At 74.6% G+C, this 14,609-nt stretch carries 15 protein-coding genes; 9 read left to right on the top strand and 6 right to left on the bottom strand.

From position 1 onward, the window contains the following. The first annotated feature begins 33 nt into the window (after positions 1–33). The 5 genes from pqqA (at position 34) to pqqE (ending at position 3,224) form a co-directional block, all read left to right on the top strand. Positions 34–126 carry a pyrroloquinoline quinone precursor peptide PqqA gene (pqqA, locus tag KPL60_RS08730; RefSeq protein WP_060712366.1) on the top strand — a complete coding sequence of 31 codons (93 nt, stop codon included), beginning with the start codon at positions 34–36 and terminating at the stop codon, positions 124–126. Between the two features lie 67 nt (positions 127–193). Continuing rightward, positions 194–1,087 (top strand): pyrroloquinoline quinone biosynthesis protein PqqB, encoded by an 894-nt coding sequence (gene pqqB, locus KPL60_RS08735; protein ID WP_226365494.1) that lies wholly within the window; start codon positions 194–196, stop codon positions 1,085–1,087. A gap of 1 nt (position 1,088) precedes the next feature. Next, positions 1,089–1,796: a pyrroloquinoline-quinone synthase PqqC gene (gene pqqC / locus KPL60_RS08740; protein WP_226356490.1), complete on the top strand. Its 708-nt coding sequence runs from the start codon at positions 1,089–1,091 to the stop codon at positions 1,794–1,796. After that, a complete protein-coding gene (gene pqqD, locus KPL60_RS08745; protein ID WP_226365495.1) occupies positions 1,783–2,145 on the top strand; it encodes a pyrroloquinoline quinone biosynthesis peptide chaperone PqqD in 363 nt (120 codons plus the stop codon). The genes pqqC and pqqD overlap by 14 nt, the downstream gene beginning before the upstream one ends. After that, positions 2,142–3,224 (top strand): pyrroloquinoline quinone biosynthesis protein PqqE, encoded by a 1,083-nt coding sequence (gene pqqE / locus KPL60_RS08750; protein WP_226365496.1) that lies wholly within the window; start codon positions 2,142–2,144, stop codon positions 3,222–3,224. The genes pqqD and pqqE overlap by 4 nt, the downstream gene beginning before the upstream one ends. Positions 3,225–3,252: 28 nt before the next feature. Here pqqE and KPL60_RS08755 read toward each other — a convergent pair whose 3' ends face one another. Then, positions 3,253–3,909, bottom strand: a complete 657-nt coding sequence (locus KPL60_RS08755; protein WP_226365497.1) for an SMI1/KNR4 family protein — start codon at positions 3,907–3,909, stop codon at positions 3,253–3,255. A 119-nt stretch (positions 3,910–4,028) separates the two neighbouring features. Between KPL60_RS08755 and KPL60_RS08760 the strand changes: the two genes are divergently transcribed. Both KPL60_RS08760 and KPL60_RS08765 read left to right on the top strand, forming a co-directional pair. Further along, positions 4,029–4,406, top strand: a complete 378-nt coding sequence (locus KPL60_RS08760) for an FKBP-type peptidyl-prolyl cis-trans isomerase (protein WP_226356486.1) — start codon at positions 4,029–4,031, stop codon at positions 4,404–4,406. Continuing rightward, positions 4,403–4,906: a metallophosphoesterase gene (locus tag KPL60_RS08765; RefSeq protein ID WP_226356720.1), complete on the top strand. Its 504-nt coding sequence runs from the start codon at positions 4,403–4,405 to the stop codon at positions 4,904–4,906. Before KPL60_RS08760 ends, KPL60_RS08765 begins: the two co-directional genes overlap by 4 nt. A gap of 6 nt (positions 4,907–4,912) precedes the next feature. Here KPL60_RS08765 and KPL60_RS08770 read toward each other — a convergent pair whose 3' ends face one another. From KPL60_RS08770 to KPL60_RS08785, 4 genes are all read right to left on the bottom strand, one after another. Then, positions 4,913–5,152 carry a hypothetical protein gene (locus KPL60_RS08770; RefSeq protein ID WP_226365498.1) on the bottom strand — a complete coding sequence of 80 codons (240 nt, stop codon included), beginning with the start codon at positions 5,150–5,152 and terminating at the stop codon, positions 4,913–4,915. A 19-nt stretch (positions 5,153–5,171) separates the two neighbouring features. Further along, positions 5,172–6,269 (bottom strand): sodium:calcium antiporter, encoded by a 1,098-nt coding sequence (locus tag KPL60_RS08775; protein ID WP_226365499.1) that lies wholly within the window; start codon positions 6,267–6,269, stop codon positions 5,172–5,174. 179 nt (positions 6,270–6,448) lie between these two features. Next, positions 6,449–7,543 (bottom strand): TerC family protein, encoded by a 1,095-nt coding sequence (locus KPL60_RS08780; RefSeq protein WP_226365500.1) that lies wholly within the window; start codon positions 7,541–7,543, stop codon positions 6,449–6,451. A gap of 260 nt (positions 7,544–7,803) precedes the next feature. Next, positions 7,804–9,498 carry a metallophosphoesterase gene (locus KPL60_RS08785; protein ID WP_226365501.1) on the bottom strand — a complete coding sequence of 565 codons (1,695 nt, stop codon included), beginning with the start codon at positions 9,496–9,498 and terminating at the stop codon, positions 7,804–7,806. A 414-nt stretch (positions 9,499–9,912) separates the two neighbouring features. Here KPL60_RS08785 and KPL60_RS08790 point away from each other — a divergent pair, with 414 nt between their 5' ends. Then, a complete protein-coding gene (locus tag KPL60_RS08790; RefSeq protein WP_226365502.1) occupies positions 9,913–12,885 on the top strand; it encodes an ATP-binding cassette domain-containing protein in 2,973 nt (990 codons plus the stop codon). Continuing rightward, positions 12,882–13,778 (top strand): ABC transporter permease, encoded by an 897-nt coding sequence (locus KPL60_RS08795; RefSeq protein WP_226365503.1) that lies wholly within the window; start codon positions 12,882–12,884, stop codon positions 13,776–13,778. Before KPL60_RS08790 ends, KPL60_RS08795 begins: the two co-directional genes overlap by 4 nt. Before the next feature lie 45 nt (positions 13,779–13,823). Here KPL60_RS08795 and KPL60_RS08800 read toward each other — a convergent pair whose 3' ends face one another. Then, positions 13,824–14,591 (bottom strand): acetoin reductase, encoded by a 768-nt coding sequence (locus KPL60_RS08800; protein WP_062402766.1) that lies wholly within the window; start codon positions 14,589–14,591, stop codon positions 13,824–13,826. Positions 14,592–14,609 lie beyond the last annotated feature (18 nt).

Here is a 14,609-nt window from a genome sequence, read left to right on the forward strand (position 1 = left end):
GGACCCGAACGCTGTGAGAAGGGAGGTGATCGCATGGAGTCGACCACCGAGTGGGAGGCGCCGGAGTTCGAGGAGATCGGCTGCGCGCCCGAGGTGACGATGTACATCGCCCGGACCGAGGCGTGAGGTGACCGACGGCCGGGGGCGCGCGAGCAGCGCGCCCCCGGCCGTCGCCGTGCAACGAGGGGGTGCCATGAGGATCCGGGTCCTCGGATCGGCGGCGGGCGGCGGCTTCCCGCAGTGGAACTGCGGCTGTCCGGGCTGCCGGGCGGTGCGCGACGGGTCGCGGCCGGCGACACCGCGCACCCAGTCCTCGATCGCCGTCTCCCCCGACGGGCGGCGGTGGTGGCTGGTCAACGCCTCCCCCGACGTCCGCACCCAGCTCGCCGACGCACCCGCGCTGCACCCGACCGGCGACCGGACGACCCCGCTGCAGGGTGTGCTGCTCACCGACGCCGAGATCGACCACACCCTGGGGCTGGTGCTGCTGCGCGAGGGCCGCGGGGTGTCGCTGCACGCGACCGCGGCGACCGAGCGGACCCTGCGCGAGGGGTCCGGGCTGCTGCCCACCCTGGAGCGGTTCTGCCCGGTGACCTGGACCGAGGTCGTCCCCGGCACCGCCCACGACCTCGGCGGGCTCACCTACCGCGCGTTCGACGCGCCCACCGGCAAGCACGACCGGTTCGGCACCGCCGAGGGCCTGCCCGGCCGCGTCGTCGGGTACCGGTTCACCGACACCGCGTCCGGCCGGTACGCGGTGTACCTGCCCGGCGTGCAGGAGCTGACCCCCGCCGTGCAGGACGAGATCGACGGCGCCGACCTGCTGCTCGTCGACGGCACGACCTGGCACGACGACGAGCTGGTGCGGCTCGGGCTGGCCCGCAAGACCGCGCACGACATGGGACACCTGCACGTCGGCGGCCGCGGTGGCAGCCTGGAGGTGCTCACCGCCCTCGGTGTGCCCCGGATCGTCTACGTGCACGTCAACAACACCAACCCCGTCCTGCTGGAGGACTCCGCCGAACGCGCCGCGGTCGAGGCCGCCGGGGTCGTCGTCGGGTTCGACGGACTGGAACTGGAGGTCTGACATGACCGCTCCGGACACCGCGCTGGTGCGACGGCTGCGGGCGCACGCCGCGCAGTACCACTCGGCGCACCCGTTCCACGTCCGCATGAACGACGGCACCCTCACCCCGGACCAGATCCGCGGCTGGGTCGCGAACCGGTTCGCCTACCAGGAGGCCATCCCGGTCAAGGACGCGGCCATCCTGTCGAACTGCCCCGACGTCGGGGTCCGCCGGCGGTGGATCCGCCGGATCCTTGATCATGACGGGGTCCACGACGGGCAGGAACCGGGCAGCGGAAACTCCGGACAGGGGGGCATCGAGGCGTGGCTGCGGCTCGGCGAGGCGTGCGGGCTGAGCCGGTCGGAGATCACCGACCACCGGCACGTCCAGCCCGGGGTGCGGTTCGCCGTCGACGCCTACGTCGGCTTCGCCCGCACGAGGCCGTGGGTCGAGGCGGTCGCGTCGTCGCTGACCGAGCTGTTCGCCCCGGACCTGATGGCCGAGCGGCTGGCGGCGTTCGAGAAGTACTACACCTGGATCGACCCGGACGGGCTCCAGTACTTCCGCAACCGGCTGTTCCAGGCCCCGCGGGACTCCGAGCACGCACTGGAGGTCGTCGTCGCGCACTGCCGCACCCCCGCCGAGCAGGACGCCGCCGAGGCCGCGCTGTCGTTCAAGTGCGACGTGCTCTGGGCGATCATGGATGCGATCGACCATGCCTACGCGTGACGGGTCGACCGCCGCCGGCGCCGCGCGGGTCCCGGCGCCGCGACGCGGTGAGCGGGCCGCCCGCACACCCGCGGTCACCGGGGACTCCCGGCCCCGGCTGGGCCGGCACGTGCGGATGCGACCGGACCGCCCGACCGGCGGCTGGGTGCTGCTCGGGCCGGAGACCGTCGTCGTGCTGAACCGGACCGGGCACGCGGTGCTGCGCCTGTGCGACGGCGAGCGCACCGTCGACGACATCGTCGCCGCGCTGGTCGCGGACTTCGACGAGGCCGACGCGCTGGTCGTCGGCGACCAGGTGCGCGACTACCTGGCCCGGCTCGTCGCCCGGAACCTGGTGGCGCTCGGATGAGCGCCCCGCGCCCGTTCGGGCTGCTCGCCGAGCTCACCTACCGCTGCCCGCTGGCATGCGCCTACTGCTCGAACCCGATCGAGCTGGCCCGCTACGACGACGAGCTGTCCACCGCCGACTGGGAGCGCGTGTTCGGCGAGGCCGCCGCCATGGGCGTGCTCCAGTGCCACCTGTCCGGCGGGGAGCCGCTGCTGCGCCGGGACCTGCCCGAGCTGGTCCGCACCGCCTGCGACCTGGGCATGTACACCAACCTCGTGACCAGCGCGATCGGGCTGTCCCGGCCGCGGGCCGAGGCGCTGCGCGCGGCCGGGCTGGACCACGTGCAGGTCAGCGTGCAGGCCGACGAGCCCGCCACCTCCGACCGGATCGCCGGGATCCGCTCGTTCGACAAGAAGCTGGAGGCGTGCCGGCTCGTCCGGGAGCTGGGCTGGCCGCTGACGGTCAACGTGGTGCTGCACCGGCAGAACATCGAGCGGATCGGCGCGATCGTCGACCTCGTGGAGCGCCTCGGCGCCGACCGGGTGGAGCTCGCCAACACCCAGTACTACGGCTGGGCCTGGCGCAACCGGTCGTCGCTGCTCCCGACCCGCGAGCAGCTCGACCGGGCCGAGGAGGTCGTCACCGCCGCCCGGGCGCGCCTCGCCGGGTCGATGGAGGTCGTGCACGTGCTGCCCGACTACTACTCCCGCTACCCCAAGCCGTGCATGGGGGGCTGGGCGCAGCGCCAGCTCACCGTCGCCCCGAACGGCGACGCGCTGCCCTGCCCCGCCGCCCAGACCCTGCCGCTGCCGCGGGCCTCGGTCCGCGACACCGGCCTGGACGAGATCTGGACCTCGGCGCCGCTGTTCACCGCCTACCGCGGCGAGGACTGGATGCAGGAGCCGTGCCGGACCTGCGACCGTCGCGAGGTCGACCTGGGCGGGTGCCGCTGCCAGGCGTTCCAGCTCACCGGCGACGCCGCGGCCACCGACCCGGTGTGCCACCTGTCGCCCGAGCACGGGCTCGTCGAGGACGTGGTGTCCGAGGCGAACCGGCCGGCGCGGGTGGACCTGGAGCTGGCGCCCCGGCCGCACCGCTGAGGCCGGAGCGGCAGCGGGCCGCGCCGGGTCAGCGCAGGTGCGTGGCGTCCCAGAAGCGGTAGGGCCGGTCCGAGGGGTCGACGACCGCGTCGTCGACCTCCGGTCCGGCGGCGATCAGCCGGCGCAGGTAGTCCCCCACGCCGGTCCCGACCACGCGGCGCTCGTCCTCGTCCGGACCGGCGACGACGATCTGCCCGACGGCGCCACCGGGCTCCGGGACGGTGTCGACGACCAGGGCGTTCCCGCCGCCGTCGACGGCCAGCGGCCACCAGCCCGCGTCCCAGTAGTGGGCCAGCACCGGGTCACCGGCGCGCACGGTCACGTGGTCGTGCCCCATGTCGGCGACGACGTCGAGCCAGCCGCGGTACTCCCGCGTCGCCTCGGCCAGGGGCACGAAGCGGTAGGTCGCGGGGAACAGGCTCGTCGCGACCTCCGGGTGCGGGCCGGGGGCGCGCGGGTGGTCGGCCAGCTGGCCGTCGGCGAGCGCGTAGAGCGCCCGCAGCGCGGCCGGGAACTCCCGGCCGAACACCGCCTCGGCGTCGGCCACCGCGCCGGGCTCCGCGGGCGCGCGGAGGTTGGACGAGGCCGGGATCCCGGCCCGTTCCAGCACGTCGAGCCAGCGGGGCCAGTCGGTCGCGACGCCGTCGTCGGGAGCGCCGCCGGAGAGGTCACGGTCACCGGTCACGGTGTGCAGCCTGCCACGACGGGCGGGCCCGGGACGCACCCGCCGGTGGGTTCTGGCAGGGTCGTCGCGCACCCCCGGCCCGCCCCCGCGGGCCGTCCCCGTCCGTGAGGAGCACGTCCGTGTCCGCACCGCAGAAGCCCGCCGTCGAGATCGTCGACGGCCCGCTGCCCACCGACCTCGTGACCGAGGACCTGACCGTCGGCGACGGCCCGGAGGCCAAGCCCGGTGACACCGTCGCCGTGCACTACGTCGGGGTCTCGCAGTCCACCGGCCGCGAGTTCGACAACTCCTACGACCGCGGCCAGCCGCTGCAGTTCGGCCTCGGCGCCGGCCAGGTCATCTCCGGCTGGGACAACGGCGTCGCCGGGATGAAGGTCGGCGGCCGCCGCCGGCTCGTGATCCCGCCGCACCTGGGCTACGGCGCCCGCGGCGCGGGCGGCGTCATCGCCCCGAACGAGACCCTGATCTTCGTCTGCGACCTGGTGGGCGTGCGCTGACCGCGCTCCTGCTGATCTCCGACACCCACCACCCGAGCCGCGGGGCCGCCCACTCCGGTGGGCTCCCCGGGCCGGTGTGGGAGGCCGTCGACGCCGCCGACGTCGTCGTGCACGCCGGTGACTGGTGCTCGGTCGAGCTGCTCGACCGGGTCGAGGGCCGCGCGGCCCGGCTGCTCGCCTGCTGGGGCAACAACGACGGCGACGAGCTGCGCGCCCGGCTGCCGGAGACGGCCCGGGCGACCCTCGACGGGGTCCGGGTCGCGGTGACCCACGAGACCGGCCCGAAGCAGGGCCGCGAACGCCGGGCGCTCGCCGCGCACCCCGGCACCGACCTGCTGGTGTTCGGGCACTCGCACATCCCGTGGGACTCCGCGGCGGACGGGCTGCGTCTGCTCAACCCGGGGTCGCCGACCGACCGGCGCCGGATGCCGACCCACACCTGGATGACGCTGACCCTGCACGACGGCCGGATCGACGACGTCGTGCTGCACCACCTCTGACGCCGGTCAGCCGTCGTCGTCATCGTCGTCGGGCTGCTGTTGCTGCTGGCCCGGCGCCTGGTCCTGCGGGGCCGGGGCGGCCGGGGCCTGCCGGTCGTCGTCGTCCACCCGGGTGGCCGACGGCGGGCCGCCCGCCGGGGCGTCGTTGTCGTCGCGGGCGCCCTCGCCCGTGCCGAACACGAGCACCAGGCCGACCAGCGCGGCCACGACGACGAGCGCCGCGGCCATCCGGTCCTTCGTGAGCATCGGGTCTCCCTGCGGGTGCTCAGTCGTCGACGGGGACGCCGCCGAAGACGGTCAGGCTGATGACGAAGTAGGCGACGTAGAGCGCGAGCAGCACCACGCCGTGCCAGCGGCGGATCCGCCCGGTGCCCAGGAACACCGCGGAGAGCACGGTGAGCCCGAGCAGCACCGGCAGGTGCCAGACCAGGGCCGTCGGGTCGACCACGATCGCCCCGCCGACCAGCAGGATCACGCCGAGCTTGCCGGTCACCGAGAACACGACGCTGCCGAGCACGTTCGCGACGGCGATCTCGGGCGCGCCGCGCCGGGCCGGCTCGACGGTGATCAGGATGTCCTCGAGGGACAACGCGAGCGTCGCGATGGTGACCCCGAAGACCGTCCCGCTGATCGCCCAGGTCTCGAGGATGCCCTCGGTGCCCTGCCCGGCGATGAGCGCGCCGACGACCAGCCCGATCAGCGCGATGACGGCGAACAGGATGGTCCGCCCGGGCGGCTGGGCGCGGGCCTTGAGGAAGCCGTCGTCGACGCGCAGGTCCTCGGGCAGCCGGAACCCGGGGCTGCCGGCCGCCGCGTCGGTCCGGGGCGGGCCGCTCGGCGCGACCGTCGCCGTCGTGCTCCCGCCCGCGGCGACCCCGGCCTTCTCCAGCTGCTCGTAGACCTCGGCGTTGCGCCAGACGGGCCGCCGGGCGGAGTACTCGCGGTAGGCGATCCAGCCGACGAAGGCGACGAACAGCAGGATCAGCACGACGCCGGTCCCGGCGGTGAGCAGCCCGCCGAGCGCGAGCATGAACATCACGACCGGGGCGGCGACGTAGAGCGCGAGGTAGTCGCGCGGGACCTCGACCCGGGTCGGCGCGATGATCGCGGCGAGCGCGAGCACGATGCCGGTCAGCGCGATCGTGGTGCCGATGACGGTGCCGAGCGCGACGTCGCTGAGGTCCTCCATGTTCAGCACGACCCCGAACGCGAGGTCGTCGAACTCGATCCCGGTGAAGACGACGGCGATCAGGAACAGCGAGATCGCCCAGCGACTCGCCACCCCGACCAGGTAGCCGATGAGCTTCTCCGCGCTGTAGACCAGCACGGCGACGCCCAGGACGAACTCGATCACCGGGATCATGCGTCAGCCCCTCGCTACGACGCCAGGATCACCCGATAGTGAACTGGACCACGTGACGAAGCAACACTTGACAATCACCGGTCCGGACGTTTCACCTGGTCACAGGCGCGGCGCGCCGGGCGGGGCGGGGCCGACACGGCCCCGCCCCGGTGTCCGATGCGGATCCGAGGAGCCGGGGCTCAGTCGCGCGGGGGCGCGCTCACCCGGTGGTCGGCCTGCTCGTCCTGGGCCTCGATCTGCGCGGCCTCCTCCTTGGTGCGGGCCAGCGGCGGCGCGGTGATCCCGCTGCCCTGCTCGGCCAGCTCCGGCTTCATCCGGACCGCGATGAGGCTGACGATCGTGGTGAGCGCGAGGACGCCGACGATGACGCCGAGCGAGAGTCCGATCCCGACCTCGGGGACCGGGACCGGCTGCCCGCCGTTGATGAAGGGCAGCTCGTTCTCGTGCAGGGCGTGCAGGGCGAGCTTGACGCCGATGAAGGCGAGCAGTACCGCGAGGCCGTAGGAGAGGAAGACCAGCTTGTTGAGCAGCCCGCCGAGCAGGAAGTAGAGCTGGCGCAGCCCCATCAGCGCGAACGCGTTCGCGGTGAAGACGAGGTAGGGCTCCTGGGTGAGGCCGAAGATCGCCGGGATCGAGTCCAGGGCGAACATGATGTCGGTGACGCCGATGGCGATCATCACGATCAGCATCGGGGTCAGCCAGCGCTTGCCGTCGATCTTCACGGTGGTCTTGGCGCCGTGGTAGTCGTCGGTGACCGGGAAGGCCTTGCGGATCCACTGCAGGACCCGGCCCTCCTTCCACTCCTCGTCGTCGCCGCCGGCGGCCTGCTTGACCAGCGAGACGGCGGTGTAGATGAGGAACGCGGCGAAGAGGAAGAACACCCAGCTGAAGCGGTCGATGACCGCCGCGCCCGCGGCGATGAAGATGCTCCGCATGATCAGCGCGATCACGATGCCGACCAGCAGCACCCGGTGCTGGTGGAGGACCGGCACCTTGAACGCGGACATGATGATGAGGAAGACGAACAGGTTGTCGACCGACAACGAGTACTCGGTCAGGTAGCCGGCGAAGAACTCGCCGGCGTAGGTGCCCCCGGAGAAGAACCAGACCCCGCAGCCGAACGCGACGGCCAGCGCCACGTAGAAGACGACCCAGCGGGTGACCTCGCCCAGGGTCACGGCGTGCGGCTTGTGGTCGTTGAGCCACAGGTCCGCGCCGATCACCAGCACGAATCCGACGATGGTGACCAACCAGACCCACAGGGGTACGTTCACGGAGTTCCTCCAGACCAGGGCAGCAAGAGACAGCCCGAGGTCTCTCCCGCCACGGCAGCCCGTTCCTGCGGCTGCCGAGCGTGGCCGGTGGTGCCGGGTCCGCTCGCGAACCACGCTCGCGACGACACCGTGCTGACGACACCACCGCGGTAGGGATACTCCCCTGCGGTAGGTGAAGTGTCCTCCCTGGTCCGTTGCATGGCGAGTCGGGGTGACCCAGGGCACCCGGTCGGGGCCGGAAGTCGTCCGTTGTGTCCGGTTCAGCGGTGCGCGCGACGGCTGAGCCGGACCATGTCGATCTCCTCGCCGAGGTCGGTGATCGCATGCACGACGAGACGGGAGTCGGTGCCGCCGGAACCGGGGACCACCGAGCAGCGCAGGTAGGCGTAGCCGAGGTAGCGGGTCCGCGACCAGGTGACGGTCTCGGCCTGCTTCTGGTCGTCGGGACCGGCCAGGAAGCTCGTGACCGGCGCCTGCCCGGTCTCGTGGCCGCGGAAGCTGTCGGTCTCGCCGGGCTGCCAGCGGTAGCGGGGCCGTCCGCCGGAGCCGACGCAGACGTAGGTGGTGCCGTCGGTCTCCGGGTGGACGGTGGAGCGGTCCGGCGCCGGGCGGGTGGGGCGGCCGTCGCGGATGGGGTCGGTGCGCTCGTACTGGTGGTTGTGGCCCTGCACGCACAGGTCGACCCGGTAGCGGTCGCACAGCGGCGCCAGCGCCCGTCGCACCCCGGCGTCGGAGGCGTGCGAGCCCGAGGTGGCGAAGGCGCAGTGGTGGAAGAACAGCACGATCCACTCGATGTCCGGGTCGGCGCGCCAGCCGGCCAGGGTCCGCTCCAGCCAGGTCAGCTGGGTCCCGCCGGAGTAGCCGGCGTTGGTCGGGATCTCGGTGGAGAGGTCGTTGGCGTCCACGCTGACGACCCCGACGGTGCCGTGGGTGAACGCGTACACCGAGGGGCAGCCGCGGGGGCCGGTCCCGGGCAGCGCGAGCCGGGCGGCGTGACCGGCGTAGCCGTGCGCGGGGCCGTCGGCCCGGTTCAGGTCGTAGAGCGCCTCCATGTCGTGGTTGCCGGTGGCGAACATCCACGGGGTCGACGCGGCCGAGCGTTCGATCGCGGCGAAGTAGGTGCTCCAGACGGTGGGGTCGAAGCTGTCGTGGGCCTCGTCGTCCTGTGGGGCGCCGTTGCGGACGGGCCTGCCGGCGCCGGAGGGGTCGGCGTAGCAGATGTCGCCGGCGAGCAGGTGGAACGCGGGCGCCTCCGCGGCGACGAGCGCGGTCAGCGCCTCCGCGGGCGCCGGGCTGCGGTGGGTGTCGTCGGGCTTGTAGTGGTTCGGCTCCCCGCCGGTGCTGACGCCCTGGTCGGCGAAGGCGGTGAAGGTGAACCGGTGCCGGGTGCCGCGGGGCGCGGCCGTGCGGAAGGTGCTGGTGGCGGTGGTCGTCGTGGTGCCGCCGGGGCCCTCGATGCGGAACCGGTAGACGTAGCGGCTGCCGGGGGCGAGGCCGTCGGCGCGGGCGTGGGCGAACCACTGGCGGGTGCCGCGGATGCCGCCGTCGGCCTGCGGGACCAGGCTCTCCAGCGGGCGGACCTGCACCGGGAGGGTGAGCCCGAACCCGGAGTCGGTGCCGACGTCGACGACCATCCGGCCGGGCGGCGGGGCCGCGGTCAGCTCCCCGGAGAACGACATCGAGCGGGCCGGGTCGGGCCCGTAGGCCAGGTGCCGTCCGACGACGGTGACCGGCGCGGGTGCGGCGGCCGCGGCCACCCCGCGCGCCCAGGGCGACCCGGACGCCGCGAGCGTCGCCAGGACGCCGGCGCCGCCGCGCAGCGCGGTGCGCCGGCTGACGGGGTGGCGTCGCAGGAACGCGGCGAGCCAGTCCTGCTGGTCGGCGATCGTCATGTCGACGGCGAGTGCCCGCGGGACACCGACGCCGGGGGTCTCTCCGGTGGGGTTCACGCTCACACCCGGTGACGGTGCCGGGCCGCGGCTTCCGGTCGGCGTTGCACAGCGGAACGTCGGGTGAACGCCCGGCGTCACCCGGGCGTCGCGCGCCGTTGGTGCGGCATTCATCCCGGGTGCCCGGTTCCCGGGGCCGGTGCCGGTTCCCGCGCCGGAACGGTGCCGGGCCGCGGGCGTGGCGGGACGCACCCGCCGCCCGGCGACGCGGTCGCGGCGATCTGCGTAGTTTCGATGACGTGCACGTGCTCCCCCGGACCCGGTGGGTCCGTACCCCGATCGTGGCGGCGACGGTCGCCGCCCTGGTGCTGGCGTTCGCCCCGGCCGCGTCGGCCGCACCCGGCGTCCCGGTCGCCGCGCCGGCGCCCGCCGCGGCGGCGGCCGACGACGGCGGCGGCCGACGACGGCGGCGCGGTCGCCGTGACCGAGGAGAAGGTCGCCGTCCCGGCCGGCCCCGGGCAGCCGGGCACGATCGACCTGGACACCTCGCTCTACGTCCCCGCCTCGGCGACCGCGGCCTCCCCCGCGCCCGCGGTGCTGGTGGCGCACGGCTTCGGCGGCAGCAAGGCCTCGGTCGACTCCGACGCCCGCGAGCTCGCCGCCCGCGGCTACGTGGTGCAGACCTGGACCGCGCGCGGTTTCGACGCCTCCGGCGGCTCGATCGGGCTGGACGACCCCGACCGCGAGGTCGCCGACGCGTCACGGCTGGTGGACCGCCTCGCCGCACGCGCCGACGTGCAGCGCGATGCCGACGGCGACCCCCGCGTCGGGGTGACCGGCGGGTCCTACGGCGGTGGCCTCGCCCTGCTGCTGGCCGGGTACGACCGGCGGATCGACGCGATCGCGCCGGTGATCACCTGGAACGACCTGGGCCAGGCGCTGTTCCCGAACAACGCCGTCCCGGCCGGTGCGACGCCGCCGGGCACGCCCGCGGCCGGTGCGGGCGCCGGCGACGGGGTGTTCAAGAGCGGCTGGGCCGGGGTGTTCTTCGGCTCCGGTGGCCGGGTGCCCGCGGGCGGGGACTCCCCGGCGGGGGCCGCCGCCGGCTCCTCCGGGGGCCTCGGCAGCTCCGGTTCCGGCGGCGGGGGCGGGTTCGGCTCGTCCTCGGGCGGCTCGTCCTCCTCCTCCTCCTCCTCCGACGGCACCGGCACCGGAACCGGAACCGGCACCGCGGGCGCGTCCGGGCCGGACGGCGCCGGCGGCACCGCGGGACCGGGCACCGCGGCCGGTCCGGGAGGCGCCACCGCGCCCGGCGCGGCCACCGGCCGGACGCAGGACGCGTCGCGGCCGGCGTCGGACCCGATCTGCGGACGCTTCGCCCGCGACGTCTGCGCCGCCTACGGCGAGGCCGCCCGCACCGGCCGCGTCTCCCCGGAGCTGGCCGAGCTGCTCCGCCGCTCCTCCCCCGCGACCGTCACCGACCGGATCACCGCACCGACGCTGCTGGTCCAGGGCGAGCAGGACACCCTGTTCGGTCTCGACCAGGCCGACGCGAACGCCCGCCAGATCGCCGCGAACGGCACCCCGGTGTCGGTGCTGTGGTTCGCGGGCGGCCACGACGGCGGCGGTCCCGACTCCGAGGTCCGCGCCCGCATCGCCGACTGGTTCGACCAGCACCTGCGGGGCCTGCCCGCGGCGCAGGGCACCACCGGTGGTCTCGCCGAGGCCCCCTTCGCCTACCAGGTCCGCAGCACCGTCCGCACCCGCGGCGACACCCCCACCGGCCGGACCGTCCTCGCCGGGGCCTACCCCGGCCTGACCGCGGGCTCCGGACCCGCCCCGACGACCGCGCTGCCCCTGGACGGCGGCGAGCAGACCGTCGTCCACCCGCCGGGCGGGAACCCGTCGGCGCTCACGTCGCTGCCCGGCCTCGGCTCGGCGCTCGGGTCGCTGGGCTCGCTCGGCGGCCTGTCCGGCCTGACGACGCCGGGCCAGTCCGCCCGGTTCCTCACCGCACCCGTCGCCGACGCGATGCAGCCCTCCGGGGCGCCGCGGGTGACGGTGCGCGTCGCGCGGGTCGCCGGACAGCCCGCCCCGGACACCGCGGTGCTGTTCGCGTCGCTCACCACGCTCACCCCCGACGGGCGCAGCACGCTGCTGGGCAACGCCGTCGCGCCGCTGCGGATCGCTGTCCCCGCCGACGGCTCCCCCGCCGAGGCGACGGTGACGCTGCCCGGCGTCGTCGCGCCGGTGCAGGCGGGCAGCCGCCTGCTGGTGCAGCTGTCGACGACCGACCAGGGCTACGACTCCGGCGCCGACCCGGCCGTGTGGCGGGTCGGGCTCGCCGGGGACACCGCGCTGTCGGTGCCCCAGGTGCCCGGCCGCACCGAGTCGGCGGGGACCGTCCCGTTGTGGCCGGTGCTCGGGATCGCCGCGGTGCTGGCCGCGGCACTCCTGGTGTGGCTGGTGGCGCGGCTGCGGTCGCGCCGGACCGAGCCCTCCGACGACGACGTGCCCGGCGACGCTCCGCCGCTGGTCGTCGGCGGGCTGGCGAAGACCTACCGCAACGGGTTCGCCGCGGTGTCGGACGTGTCGTTCACCGTGCCGCGCGGCGCGGTGCTCGGCCTGCTCGGCCCGAACGGCGCCGGCAAGACGACCGTCCTGCGCATGCTCATGGGCCTGATCGCGCCCACCGCCGGGACGATGACGGCGTTCGGCCGTCCCATCCGTCCGGGCGCGGCGGTGCTGTCCCGGATCGGCGCGTTCGTCGAGGGACCCGGGTTCCTGCCACACCTGTCGGGCGCGGAGAACCTGCGGCTCTACTGGGAGGCCACCGGGCGCCCGCCGGAGCAGGCGCGGATGGAGGAGACGCTGGAGATCGCCGGGCTCGGCGACTCGGTGCACCGCCGCGTCGGCACCTACTCCCAGGGCATGCGGCAGCGCCTAGCCATCGCGCAGGCGATGCTGGGCCTGCCCGAGCTGCTCATCCTCGACGAGCCCACCAACGGGCTCGACCCGCCCCAGATCCACGCGATGCGCGAGCTGCTGCGCCGCTACGCCGCGGGCGGCCGGACCGTGCTCGTGTCCAGCCACCTGCTGTCGGAGGTGGAGCAGACCTGCTCGGAGGTCGTGGTCATGCACCGCGGCACGGTCGTCGCCGCGGGGACGGTCGCCGAGCTGATGGCGGCCGGAGGCGGCTCGTCGTTCACCGTGGACGACACCGGCCGGGCCCGGGCCGTGCTGGCCGCCCTCGACGGCGTCACCGACGTCGTCACCGGGGACCAGCCGGGCGTCGTGCACGCCCATCTCGACGGCACCGCCCGCGCCGACGCCGTCGCCGCGCTGGTGTCCGGCGGGGTCGCGGTCAGCGCGGCCGGGCCGCGCGGGCGGCTGGAGGACGCGTTCCTGGAACTGGTGGGCCCCGAGGGGCGCGACGTCGGAGGTACCTCGTGAGTGACGACCGTCAGCTCTCGACCCGCCGCGGGCACGTCGGCGACCTCGTGACCGGCCGGGCCGCGCCGCCCGCCGTCCCGGGACGGACCATGCCGCTGCGCACCGAGCTGGTCCGCCAGCTCCAGCGCCGTCGCACCCAGGTCGCCTTCGCGCTGGTGGTGGCGATGCCGATCATCCTGTGGGCGGCGTTCTCCCTCGGCGACGACGAGCCCGGCGCCCGTGGCCCGAGCCTGGTCGACCTGGCGTCGGGCAGCGCCGCGAACTTCGCGGTGTTCACGCTGTTCGCCTCGGCGAGCTTCCTGCTGGTGGTGCTGGTCGCGCTGTTCTTCGGGGACACGGTGGCCTCGGAGGCGTCGTGGTCGTCGCTGCGCTACCTGCTGGCCGTCCCGGTGCCGCGGGCGCGGCTGCTGCGGCAGAAGGCCGTCGTCGCGGGGGTGCTGTCGGTGGCGGCGCTGCTGCTGCTCCCGGTCGCGTCGCTGGTGGTGGGGGCGATCGCCTACGGCACCGGGGACCTGGTCTCGCCGATCGGGGAGTCGCTGCCGTTCTGGAGCGCGGCCGGGCGGGTGATGCTCGGCGCGCTGTACGTGACCGTGCAGCTGAGCTGGGTGGCCGGGCTGGCGCTGCTGCTGTCGGTGAGCACCGACGCCCCGCTGGGCGCGGTCGGCGGCGCGGTGATGGCCTCGATCGTCTCCCAGATCATCGACCAGATCGAGGACCTGGGGATCATCCGGGACTTCCTCCCGACCCACTACGGCGACGCCTGGTCGGCGCTGCTGGCGACCGACGTCGACTGGTCGGACATGACCTACGGGACGTTCTCCGCGGTCTGCTACGCCACCGCGTTCCTGGGGCTCGCGGCGTGGCGGTTCCGCACCAAGGACATCACCAGCTGACCGCGGTGCCGGGCCACCCGCGCGGCCCGGCACCCCGGTGGGCCCTCAGACCATGACCACCCCGCCGTCGATCATGACGGCCTGGCCGGTCATGTAGTCGGAGTCCGGGCCGGCGAGGTAGGAGACGAAGGCGGCGACGTCGTCGGCGGTCTGCACCCGGCCCAGCGGGATCCCGGCCGCGTACTGCTTCAGCGTCTCGCCCTTCCCCGCGCCGCTGCGGGCGCCCATCTGCTCGTCGATCAGGTCCCACATGTCGGTGCCGACGATCCCCGGGCAGTACGCGTTCACGGTGATCCGGTGCGGCGCCAGCTCCTTGGCCGCGGCCTGGGTGAGGGCGCGGACGGCGAACTTGGTCGCCGAGTAGTGCCCGAGGAGGTCGAAGCCCTGGTGCCCGGCGATCGACGCGGCACTGACGATCTTGCCGCCGGTCCCCCGGTCGATCATCACGCGGGCGGCGGCCTGCAGGCAGTAGACGACGCCGAACACGTTGACGTCGAAGATGGTGCGCAGGTCGTCGGGGGTCACCTCGAGCAGCGGCTTGACCTGCGCGATACCGGCGTTCGCGACCATCACGTCCAGACCGCCGAGCTCCTCGGCGACCTGGCCGACCATCGCGGTGACCGCGTCGGGGTCGGTGACGTCGGCCGGGTAGGCCACCGCGGTCCCGCCGGCCGCGCGGATCTCCTCGGCGACGGCGGTGGCGCCGTGGGCGTCCCGGTCGTTGACGGCGACGGCGTGCCCGTCGCGTGACAGGCGCAGGGCGATGCCCCGCCCGATCCCGCGTCCGGCTCCGGTGACCACGGCGACACCCATGTCGGCCTCCCAGTTCGC

Source organism: Pseudonocardia sp. ICBG162 (assembly GCF_020496225.1).
Lineage (GTDB): Bacteria > Actinomycetota > Actinomycetes > Mycobacteriales > Pseudonocardiaceae > Pseudonocardia > Pseudonocardia alni.

What these genes read in the sequence shown, in the direction of transcription:
- pqqA (WP_060712366.1), top strand. Translation starts at nt 34, where the DNA reads ATGGAGTCGACCACCGAGTGGGAGGCGCCGGAGTTCGAGGAGATCGGC.
- pqqD (WP_226365495.1), top strand. Translation starts at nt 1,783, where the DNA reads ATGCCTACGCGTGACGGGTCGACCGCCGCCGGCGCCGCGCGGGTCCCG.
- KPL60_RS08800 (WP_062402766.1), bottom strand. Translation starts at nt 14,591, where the DNA reads ATGGGTGTCGCCGTGGTCACCGGAGCCGGACGCGGGATCGGGCGGGGC.
- pqqC (WP_226356490.1), top strand. Translation starts at nt 1,089, where the DNA reads ATGACCGCTCCGGACACCGCGCTGGTGCGACGGCTGCGGGCGCACGCC.
- KPL60_RS08775 (WP_226365499.1), bottom strand. Translation starts at nt 6,269, where the DNA reads ATGATCCCGGTGATCGAGTTCGTCCTGGGCGTCGCCGTGCTGGTCTAC.
- pqqB (WP_226365494.1), top strand. Translation starts at nt 194, where the DNA reads ATGAGGATCCGGGTCCTCGGATCGGCGGCGGGCGGCGGCTTCCCGCAG.
- pqqE (WP_226365496.1), top strand. Translation starts at nt 2,142, where the DNA reads ATGAGCGCCCCGCGCCCGTTCGGGCTGCTCGCCGAGCTCACCTACCGC.
- KPL60_RS08770 (WP_226365498.1), bottom strand. Translation starts at nt 5,152, where the DNA reads ATGCTCACGAAGGACCGGATGGCCGCGGCGCTCGTCGTCGTGGCCGCG.